8 protein-coding genes and 1 pseudogene are annotated in these 10109 nt (G+C 59.4%); 3 read left to right on the top strand and 6 right to left on the bottom strand.

The window, feature by feature from the left end:
• Nucleotides 1-547: pseudogene (locus ABQE44_RS25570) on the top strand (hypothetical protein); the annotation flags it as partial.
• Nucleotides 548-788: 241 nt separating this feature from the next.
• On the opposite strand, the gene ABQE44_RS25565 reads toward ABQE44_RS25570, so the two are convergent.
• Nucleotides 789-1478, bottom strand: coding sequence for a PDDEXK family nuclease (locus ABQE44_RS25565; RefSeq protein ID WP_448432591.1), 690 nt, complete (start codon nt 1476-1478; stop codon nt 789-791).
• Between the two features lie 744 nt (nt 1479-2222).
• Here ABQE44_RS25565 and ABQE44_RS25560 point away from each other — a divergent pair.
• Nucleotides 2223-3311, top strand: coding sequence for a DUF8808 domain-containing protein (locus tag ABQE44_RS25560; RefSeq protein WP_427056212.1), 1089 nt, complete (start codon nt 2223-2225; stop codon nt 3309-3311).
• A gap of 330 nt (nt 3312-3641) precedes the next feature.
• Here ABQE44_RS25560 and ABQE44_RS25555 read toward each other — a convergent pair whose 3' ends face one another.
• From ABQE44_RS25555 to ABQE44_RS25535, 5 genes are all read right to left on the bottom strand, one after another.
• On the bottom strand, nt 3642-4034 hold the full coding sequence (locus tag ABQE44_RS25555; protein ID WP_448432589.1) for a very short patch repair endonuclease: 393 nt from the start codon (nt 4032-4034) through the stop codon (nt 3642-3644).
• Nucleotides 4035-4077: 43 nt separating this feature from the next.
• Nucleotides 4078-4917 (bottom strand): DUF6339 family protein, encoded by an 840-nt coding sequence (locus ABQE44_RS25550; protein ID WP_448432587.1) that lies wholly within the window; start codon nt 4915-4917, stop codon nt 4078-4080.
• Entirely contained in the window at nt 4914-5909 is a 996-nt protein-coding gene (locus tag ABQE44_RS25545; protein WP_448432585.1) for a hypothetical protein, read from the bottom strand. Before ABQE44_RS25545 ends, ABQE44_RS25550 begins: the two co-directional genes overlap by 4 nt.
• Nucleotides 5906-8032, bottom strand: a complete 2127-nt coding sequence (locus ABQE44_RS25540) for a helix-turn-helix domain-containing protein (protein ID WP_448432583.1) — start codon at nt 8030-8032, stop codon at nt 5906-5908. The genes ABQE44_RS25545 and ABQE44_RS25540 overlap by 4 nt, the downstream gene beginning before the upstream one ends.
• A 233-nt stretch (nt 8033-8265) precedes the next feature.
• Nucleotides 8266-8661 (bottom strand): very short patch repair endonuclease, encoded by a 396-nt coding sequence (locus ABQE44_RS25535; protein WP_448432581.1) that lies wholly within the window; start codon nt 8659-8661, stop codon nt 8266-8268.
• A 113-nt stretch (nt 8662-8774) separates the two neighbouring features.
• On the opposite strand from ABQE44_RS25535, the gene ABQE44_RS25530 reads away from it, so the two are divergent.
• The gene (locus tag ABQE44_RS25530; RefSeq protein WP_448432579.1) at nt 8775-9866 is read left to right on the top strand and encodes a DNA cytosine methyltransferase; all 1092 of its coding nucleotides are present in this window, start codon (nt 8775-8777) and stop codon (nt 9864-9866) included.
• Nucleotides 9867-10109 lie beyond the last annotated feature (243 nt).

The following is a 10109-nucleotide window of genomic DNA, read 5'->3' as shown; positions in this document are numbered from 1 at the left end:
GCGCTACGTGGTTCTCGAGGGACCAGCCTCCACGCAACTGATTGACGCGCTCGAGGACTACACCCTCGACATAGACCCGATGGATCGGTTCGGGCGCTCGTCGATGGCGGCGGCGAGGGTGCTGTTGGATTCCAACGGCATGTGCGACGGTTGTGGCACCGCGCTGAAATTGCGCCGCCAGGATGCACGCGACAAGGTCGGCGTATGGACCGTGGAGTCGCTGAGCTTTCGCCCAGGACCTGTTGAGCAACAGACGGATACCGATGACTGGTTCGAGGAACCAAGGCTGTCGCGCGTACCGGTCGACTGGCCGGCGGCCTTGTGTCCGAACTGCCAACGCACCATGGCCAAAAAGAGCTTTCGGGCGTTCCTGGATTACAAGTTCTCGGGCCATCCGGTATGCCCGCAATGCGGCGGACAGCAGACTCAGCGTGCGCTATTCGGCATGATGCCGTTCGATGCCGTGGTCGCGCCGTGGCAGGACGCCCGAGGTTGTTGCGTCACCGACGACATTTGGACGTGCACCTTGTGCATGTATCGCTGGTAGGGGGCGTCCTTAAGCGGTTGACCTGTTCAACTCCGGGCTCCTTCGGAGACCTCGTGCCGGTACGCCCAATTCGAGCGCCGCCTGCAATCCCCAGGCGTGCGGAGCAAGCCAAGGCCAGCACAGACAGGAAGCATCCCTACTTCGGGATGCTAGGACGCCAGCACGTCGCAGCGGGGGTGCAATACGAAGTGACGTATCGTGCTCAACGACGCAATAGCCGTGCAGAATCGCTGCACAGCATTCAGCCGCTGTGTGAGGGTCTTTTCAACTCGAAGCGAACGCTGTAGAGCAGCCATTCACATTTGACGCCGATTCTTTCGGCCTGCACCTGCACTTGGTTCGCCAGCTGCGCGTTGGGTTGGCCCGTGATGATCAATAAACGCGCGCCTCGCAGGCCGTCAGCTTCAGCTTGACTCTTGAGGGCCGTCATGTACTTCGCCGCCTGCGCGACAATCCCCTGGTCCGGCCATTTAACCTTCAGCTCGATTCCCACGAGCTCCCCGGTCTTGGTATCTAAAGCCACCATGTCCGGACGCGAGCCGGGCGCCAGCCTCTTTTCGCGATCCCTGAGCCGCAAATTCTGCACCGCCTGACCTAGGAAATGCTTGTTCGCCCAAAGGAAGTGCGCAAGCTCTGCTTCCTTGTTGAAAAGCTGACGGGCGGGACGCAAACCTTCTACCGGCCGCTTGGCGTCGAAGAAGTAGATCCGCGTATCAGGTGTGTTATCGACATCCAAGAGGTCGGGACTGAAGTCGATTCCAACCTCGTGCAAGCGCTCGCCGAACTCATCGAGGAAACTACGCGAAGTCCGCTTGTAACCAGCTTCTCGGACGAGAACACGCAACTTGCTGCTCGGCATGTGCTTGAGCAACCGCGCTGAGGTGGGCACCTGCTGCACCCGTTGTCGGGTCTTTTCCACGAGCCGCTCCATACGAGCCTCCTTCGTCAGCTCAGCGGCCAACGCGATCCCCTCCTCCACGCGGACTGATCTCCCCGAATGAATGTGTCAACCACACGAAGGTAAGCCAATTACGCCAGGAATACGCGAGTTGCCGACAACTTGGCGAAATACACGGTCTCAAGCCAACGCCGGCTATCGCTGATCCGTCGTGCGCGCGATGGCTATGACAGTGGGATAGGTCGACCGGAACACAACGTCAGGGAACTGAGCTAGCAGTGCCATGACAAAGGCAGAGCGTTTCACGTTGAGCTCGTTGAGGAGGTCATCGTGGCTTAACTCGCCTCTGGTCTTCAAGCGGTTCCAGGCGGCCACGATCATCCACGCCGGAACAAGTTGCGGCCCGGTTCCGAGCCGTTGAGACCGTGAGGTCTCGACCCACACCCCGCTCGTGTCGAAGCGTTCGAGTCGATTCGGCCGTTTATTGGTAAGTGTCTCGATCTCCGTGTGCTGCTCAAAGACCGCCCGAATTCGTTCAAGCAGGTCGTCATCGAGTTGCTCCGACCGCAGCTGCGTAGAAATACCTCACCTCCTCGCCTCCATGTCGACGCCCATGAGGCGCCCGACTTAAAAAAAAGACACTCAGTGACTGCACGACCGGCCCTCGATCGGCACCGCCGTATAGGTCGCCAAGATAGCGTGTTCTCATCGTCTTTCGTCGAAAAACTCAGGCCAGCGGGCGATAATCTGCTGGTGCGAAACGGCGGAACGCCATCCATGGGCAATGATTCGGTCGATCCGCTGCTGCTCGGCCAGCGGGTTGTGGCCATCCTCGAAACCGGACAACGCGACGCCACCTACAAGCTCGCAACCCTGATGGCGTTGATTGAACACTGCATCGAGAACCTGCCCGAGCAGCCCACGGATACGTTGCATGTGCCCATCCCTGACTTGGCGCATCGAGTATTGGCGATCTACTGGCGTCAGGTACGGCCCTTCGAAGGACACGAACTCGCGCAACGCAGGACTGGAAAGAAGGCGCGGATCACCGATGCAACCAAGGAGTTACGCGATGCGGCCCGCACTGGCGACACCGCGCTGTCACTTGAGGTCGCGATGCTGCGGACACCTGAGGCCTATCGGAAGGCTATCGACAAGATTGTCATCGCACTGGCCAAGCAACCGCTGCCAAGGCTGCAGAAGCTGCCCGGATCGTCGACCAGCGATCCATTCCTGTACGACGATTCGTTTCTGGGCGAGAACATCTCGCGCCGAACGTTGCGCCAGCATGACGATGCGATCGTGCTCAAACCAGGTATCGCTCACGGACTTGCCCGGCTTGCCGGGCTGCTGCGACCGACGCTGGAGATCATGTGGGTCGAGGACGTGCGTCAGATGAATAAGTTCCTGGACGCGGAGGTGCCCGACGTGGCCGGGCACCTGTTCGGGCGGGAGCGCAGCGCCCTGGCTGTCGTGCGCGAGCCGTTCAAGGAGGCATTCGGACCGCACTGCTTTTACTGCGGCACCCATCTGTCTGCCCAAAATCCGATCGATCACGTGCTGCCATGGTCGTTGGTGGGCATCGATGGCCTCGCGAATCTTGTTCTGGCCTGCGCCCGCTGTAACGGCGACAAGAGCAATGCGCTGCCAGCGGTGCAAATCGTTAATCGAGTGCTGCAACGTGATCGCAACGCCCTCGAACAGATCGCGCAGGAGTTGCAGTGGCCTACCCAGCACGACCGGGTTGTGGCGGCTGCGCGAGGCATCTACCGCGGTCAGCCCGAGGGTGTCCCCACGTGGGTTGGTTACAAGCAAACCGCGCGGCTCGACATCAGCTTTCCGCCGTGGTGGATAATGACGAATTGAAGCATGCGGTGAGACATGGCGCTAAGGCAGATCCTTTCGCAGCAAAGCGGCCTTCGCCGACATCTCATCGCTAGGGTCGACCGTGGTGAATATGGATCCGGGAATCTACGAACTGCTCGTCACAGAGGCGCTCCGCGCACGTATGGGCAACCTTGACAGCACCCTGCGCCCGACGCGCCCTCTGCACACGGCCGAAGCGGCCGATCGGATCGCCTTGCACCTGAGCCGGGAGATCGAAAGATCTCTTGAGTCCGTACCTGATAAGAACCGTGTCTAAGTCGGCATCGAGATCGCTCGCGAACTGATTCAGCGACTGCGGTGCTGCAACCATCAAATCAGTTCCTCAGCAGAGGTTCGCAGGCCTACTGCCTCGGCGACACGGTCCGCCGCCAGCACCGGACTTTCATGCTCCCACACTCGCACCACCACCCAGCCAGCGGCTGTGAGCCGTCCATTGGTGTCGTAGTCTCGGATACGGTTTTCCTCTATCCGATCCCGCCATCTCGATCCGGCGCGGTGAATGCCGCGGGTGTGTGTCGGACATCCGTGCCAGAAGCACCCGTCCACAAATACAGCTACACGTTCAGCGAAGAAGATGACGTCGGCCTCTCTCGGGAACCCAGGAAGTGGGCATCCGTGGACTTCGAACTGCAGACCGCGCCGGCTGAGCTCGTGCCTCAGCTCTAGCTCCGGAGTGGTGTCTCTCACGCTCTGTCGTGTCATCTCGACTCAGTTCAGTCCGCTCTGGATCCTGTTCTGGCACTGTTCAATTGGTATTCTCATCCTTCCTTCGCCCCCGCACCGGAGCTTCCGCAAGGAGTTCAGTGAGCAGCTGTTCCATGTGGGCGATGGCATGTGGGGGTGCCACAGGATCGGCGGGCCCAGGCGGAAGCTCATCCAGGTAGAGGTTAGGGTCGATCGAGTCGTTCAACCAGCTCCTCAAGGTGTCAGGATCTAGAGGTTCGTCGGGAGCCAAGAGATCAATTACCAGCGTGCCAGCCGCCGCATTGACAGCTTTGGCAAGCGCATTGGCTTCCCGCCCCGACCGGGACTCCAGGACGCGTGTTGCAGCGAGAACTGTGGGACGGTGATGCGCTATGTCCATTCGAAACAAGTTGTTGGGGATATCCTGGTTTTTCAGGGCGGTCATAACCGGGGTGTAGTCTGGCCCGTCACGAAAAAGCTCAGCCATCCACCACAACCGAGCTAGCGCATGCTTGTAATCAGGCCCAACGAAGCGCTCAGTCTTCGCCGCCTTGTCGGGGTCGATGGAACCCCCGGGAGGTCCCCATCGCCATCGGACGTATTCCGGCGCGAAGCAGCAGGCTAGCCAACGCCACAAGCCACGGTCAGCGGCTTCACGCCGCGTCAGGCGAAGAGAATAGTGCAGCCGCGGGGCTAGCCAGACATCGGCTTCCGTGCCATTGTCCCCGAACCGCTGTTCTACTTCATCGATAAATACCCGGACCGCGTCGAGGTCAACAGGATGGCTGAGCGAAGTCTCAGACTCGAAGTCCTTGAGGGACGGCGACTCGGTCCCCAGCCGAAATCCTGGTCCACTGACGATCTGCGTAGCAGTGTGATCAAGAGACCTCAATGTCTTCATTGCGGCGCCTCCTCGTCTTCAACCAACTCGTTAGACAGCAAGCGAATACCGTCTCTAAGTAAGCGCGGCGCTCGCGCTTGAGCACTCGCCGCAGGTGCGAGCAGTTCCTGTAGTGCACCTCCAGCATCCTTTGTGTGACGGGCAACGTAAGCATTACTGAGCGCCTCATCTAATGACGCGTCGGGATACATAGATGCGAGCAGGGATTCCAGCACGACGCGTTGCCATTCCACGTCGGGCCACTGCGGGATCTCTTCGTCGTCGACGTCAACGAAATCCAACGCCGCATTAAAAAGGGCCGTCCATGTCTTGTCGGCTATCGATGCTCGTGTCTGGTCGTGAAGCGCTCGGTCAGCTGGTCCACGGCGCGGTCGATCCCCCAGTAAGGCATCGAGGCCGCTGAATCCCTTATTCAGGAAAAGCTGGGGCTCATGCGGGTCGACCGAGATATAGAAATACTTGTCGGCGTGCTGGCGGAGATAGGGGCGGTCACCCGGGTTCGTAAAGTCCAGCCAAGTAATACGGATTGCTCCACCCACCGTAGGCCGGTCCGGAAGATCGTCGAATGCGAGGTTCCACGTGCTCGCCCAACCAACTATGCGCCCCGGCACACCGTCAACCGTTGCTGCCACGCCACACCGCAGCTCCGCCAACCCAAACCAGTAATCTCGCTCCAACGTGACCTCGCCCGTCCAACGACCCACTGTGGGATGCTCGGGTTCCAGCTCGAACGCAACCCGAGTGTTGGCGGGCCCGCACTCAAGGATTGCAATCGCCGTGGCATTAGGGAGGCCGTCAATCTCGCTCGCCGGTGCTGTCACGACAACCTCGAAACTGGCGCGCTCCCAGTCCGCCCGTTCGACACGGGTGAGGTCAATGGTTTGACTATCCGGTTCAATCCGCGCCCGGACTGGCACATCATCGATCGCAACGCGTCGGACCTGGACGATGACATCTCCGAAGAGGGTCTGGTACGGATAGAGTTCCTTCACTGATCCACCTCCACGTCATAAACCCGTACGTCCATCAAGACCTTGGCCCTGCGTGCTCCGACTGGATGTGTAGACGGGTCGGATATCGCCGAAAAACGAGCCGTGCGAGCGCGAGCGGGAATCACTAGCCGGCCATCCGCATCCAGATCACAGTTGCTTACAGGTGTTAACTCGGTCCACCCCACGGAGATCGCGGATCCAGATTCAGTTCCGAAGCGCAGTACTGGCTTGACGGTCCAGCCACGGCCATCATCCCGAGGTGGGAGGCTTAAGGTAGCGTCCGAAATGACCCACGCGCCTTCGCTGTTGACGTCATGGTGCCTTACTCCTCGGACGCGAGGGCGCCTTCCATCGTGTTTCGGAGGGACGATTCGGAGGAGCTCCTTGAGCGATTCCGGGCCGTCCGAAAGATCTCGACTAGGTTGCTTAATAATGTCGCGAATCGCCCGCTTTGCCTCGGCTTCGAAAGCGTCGATTGCGGCGCGCCCTCCTCGTGCATAGCTAGCGGTGACATCCGGGGTACCCGTCCACTTGTTATGCGCGGGTGGTTCGGCCGCGCGCAAGAAGCGATCGGCGGCCCGATCGGCCGAATCGTTTCCGGCCGCCTCGCCAGCAAGCAGTATCGCGTGAAACGATCGAGCGCCAACAGGTAGCGCACCCACCCTGGGCTCTTGGATCACCATGTGGCTGCCACGTAGGCATGTCATCGAGCCCGGAGCGGTAGCGGGACGAGTCTCCGTTTCATCATCCGCCTGCACCACGAGTAGCGTCGCTTCATGTTCGGTGGCCGCGTGCTGAGGATCTGAAGCTCGCTTAGGAACTTTCAGGGTGATTCGCCGCCGAACTAGATCGCCCGGCTGGTCGAGCGTCTCGACCACATCGTCGTTCACGTGTTTCAAAAATGCCGCCACACGCGCCTGCTGGAAATGCGCCGGATTAACATAGGATTCTGAAATCTGCTTGCCATTGCGTTCCGTCCGGACAATGGCCCGAAAGCGCGCTGGCTCGTCATCGTTACGATCAATCATCGCGGGCCAAAAATTGTCGGCGAGACTCTCAGCAAGGCGATCAGCAATTTCCTCGATCCCCTCGACCGATCCTGACGCATCGTAGGCTCCGACGATCAAAAAGGAGGTCCCGGCGACACCAGCTGGACGAGCGAGCAAAAGATCACGCGCAGCGGTGTGATTCCCCCAATACGAAATCGTGCGGGCCGGAGGTTTCCCTCGATCGTCGGGATCGCGAATACCGAACCAGCCAGGGCCGGCCCACTCCGCGCCGCCGACCTCGTGCCAAGGGAGGTCAATTCGGCCAATCAGCCGGCCGTCGGACCTTCCGTCGACCGGCTCATAGAGGTTCGAGTTCACCAAGACAAGGCCAAACTGGCTGGATGACCAAAGCGTCGCCTTTCCTAAGCCGAATGAGCCGCCTGCGCCCTCATTCTTCTGTGAATCAAGTACGTTTCGAACGACAGCCATGAATCGGCCGGTCTGAAATTCTGGCCCAGTCAGCCCGTGAGCGTGGAAGTCTTCGATCCGAATGAACGTAAGCGCCCCACCATCGAGCTGTTCGAGACCGCGCGAGATCACCGACCCGGCCTTCTGATTGCTCAGACTCGCAGCTTCCAGATGTTCACGTACTTCATCGAAGCGGATACGTCGAAGAAATGCGCCGAGGTCTGGGCCGGACAGCTCAGCAACGGTGTAGCGTGCCTCTACAGTCGGTTCGCCCGCGAGTTTTTCGTCACAGATGTTTTGACCCGATTCACGCGCCAAGGTTCCTATATCGGGTTCAAAGGCGTACCCAGCTGCATTGCCGTACTCCCGCCCATGGTCTCTTGGCGCAGGACGCCAGTACCAGCCCAGCTGATCGTCATATTCTGCGCGTTCGAGCGCAACTTCAGGCCCGTCTGCAGCCGTACCGCTGAGGTCCCCAAACTGCAAGTAGCCGGGGCTGACGCCGAGAAAGTCGGCGATCTGGATGAGGTTCTCCGTGGTTGGCCGTTTTGACCCTGTCGCCCACGCAGACACCGATGCTCCGGAAACCCCTAACCGACGTGCAAGATCGGCCTGACTCACTCCTTGTCGCCGCATGGCTTCCTGCAAGCGTTGATGAAGGGACATGACGCACTCCGATCTGTTAGCTGCCGGCTAACTTTACCGACAGAATGATGAGTTGACAAGCCAACGTTAACCATCGGTTACTACTACTCCGCACCCCCACCGGATGCGCAGCAGCGCATCAGCCGTTACCCGTTGGCCTCGAGGTGCTGCATATATCGCTAGGCGCAGGGGTGATCCGCGACGCTGCTACGACTTCCGAGCTGGGTCGGTCTCTTGGAACACTGGGTTCGTAATCAACAACGCGCCGCCGCCCAAAGCGCCGCCTCGACCTTCTCCGCGGCAGCGGCAGCGGTTTCGTGCTCCCACACGCGCACAACTTTCCAGCCCATCAGCGCGAGATGCTCGTCGGTTTCGCGATCACGCGCAACGTTGCGAGCGAGCTTCCTGGCCCACCACTCACTATTCCGCTTCGGGCGGGTCCCGTGGTGCGGGCAGACATGCCAGAAACACCCATCGACGAACACAATGGTGCGCTGCTTGGAGAACGTGAGGTCCGCGCGCCGGCGCGAAAGGCCTGGAAGCGGCCGGTTAACGCGGTATCGGTACCCCTTCGCATGGAGCAGCTTCCGAAGTCCGAGTTCTGCGTCGGTATCCCGTGTGCGCTGACGCGACATCCGAGCGGATGTCATAGAGTCAGTGCGCGCAGAGCTGACCACAAATCAAGGTTAGCGCGGGCAGCTCGATCGAGATCACTTCGGCCGCGTTGCGTGAATATGTCGGAGCTGCCGGCTATCGTCCTAATGTGGGTACGCGCTCTTCGCAGGCTTCGGGTCTCGAGATTCAGCTGCTCGACTTATTCAGCGGCGCTGGCGGACTGAGCGAAGGATTCACACGAGCTTCCGACCGCTACGCCACTGTGCGCGCTGTGGAGAGTGACCCCGCAGCGGCTGCATCGTATTCGGCGAACCATGGGCACGAAATTGTCTTTGCTGGCCGAATCGAAGATTGGCTCAAAAACGAGCCGGTCCCACAGTCCGACGTTGTCATAGGCGGGCCGCCATGCCAGGGTTTTTCAGCACTGGGTAAACGTGATGCGTTCGACGCGCGTAACCAGCTTTGGCTCCAATATGCGGAGACAATACTTCGCGCGAAACCCAAGTACTTCGTGCTCGAAAATGTACCTGCATTCCTCACATCGGAGCATTTTGCAAGGTTCAAACGCCTCTGCCAGCCTAGCAATAAGTTGGGCGCCTACACATTTCAGGCAAAAATACTCAACGCAGCGAACTATGGGGCGGCACAGTTACGCAAACGAGTAATCCTAATTGGCCATCACCGCGATCTTCCGTTTCCGGGATTCCCCGATGCTACATACTCACGCGCACAATGGCGCACGGTTAAGGATGCACTAACAGGGTTGCCGGAGTCTGTCCTAAGCACCGAACTCCCTAATCAGAGGACGGAGTTCTGGGGAAAGGAGTTCCCTGGCACATTTCGTACTTCCGAGTTGCACCTAACACGCCGCTATGAGAAGCGCTCTCGAGAACGATTTATTCATATTCCGCCAGGCGGTAGTAGGTTCGACATTCCCGACCATCTTTTATCTCCTTGCTGGAGAAAGCACAAAAGCGGATCGGGCGATGTTATGGGGCGTCTATCGTGGGACCAGCCGTCGGTCACGATTAGGACAGAATTCTTCAAGCCGGAGAAAGGGCGTTACTTGCATCCGACGGAGGATCGTGCACTAACTCACCACGAAGCAGCTCGTATTCAGGGATTCGGAGATGGCTATCGGTGGGTTGGATCTAAAACCGCTATTGCCCGCCAAATCGGCAATGCGGTTCCAATTCCACTCGGTCAGGCTATCGCCAGCCACCTACTCCAGTATCTCTAAACCACCGGAACTACGAGGGTGCCGCACATAGGCGATGTCGCAAACCTCCACGTTAGGCACAGGCAATGGACTGACGATCGACCAGATTGACTGGTTCTGAGGTCGGCCGGTCGGTGCCGGCGGCCGTTTAACTACCGGCTTATACATTTGTGTTAGCCCGACAAGCCCGGGAAGTGCGTCTTCTGTCCAGACGGGACTATGTGACGTGGAATTTGCGTATCCCAAAGACAGCAGCTAACACCG

The sequence above is a fragment of the Mycolicibacterium sp. XJ2546 genome, assembly GCF_053483195.1.
This window is presented reverse-complemented; position numbering and strand designations above follow the sequence as displayed.

Excerpts from the sequence above, each read along its gene's own strand:
- ABQE44_RS25535 (WP_448432581.1), bottom strand. The coding sequence starts at position 8,661 with ATGACATCCGCTCGGATGTCGCGTCAGCGCACACGGGATACCGACGCA.
- ABQE44_RS25540 (WP_448432583.1), bottom strand. The coding sequence starts at position 8,032 with ATGTCCCTTCATCAACGCTTGCAGGAAGCCATGCGGCGACAAGGAGTG.
- ABQE44_RS25560 (WP_427056212.1), top strand. The coding sequence starts at position 2,223 with ATGGGCAATGATTCGGTCGATCCGCTGCTGCTCGGCCAGCGGGTTGTG.
- ABQE44_RS25555 (WP_448432589.1), bottom strand. The coding sequence starts at position 4,034 with ATGACACGACAGAGCGTGAGAGACACCACTCCGGAGCTAGAGCTGAGG.
- ABQE44_RS25550 (WP_448432587.1), bottom strand. The coding sequence starts at position 4,917 with ATGAAGACATTGAGGTCTCTTGATCACACTGCTACGCAGATCGTCAGT.
- ABQE44_RS25565 (WP_448432591.1), bottom strand. The coding sequence starts at position 1,478 with ATGGAGCGGCTCGTGGAAAAGACCCGACAACGGGTGCAGCAGGTGCCC.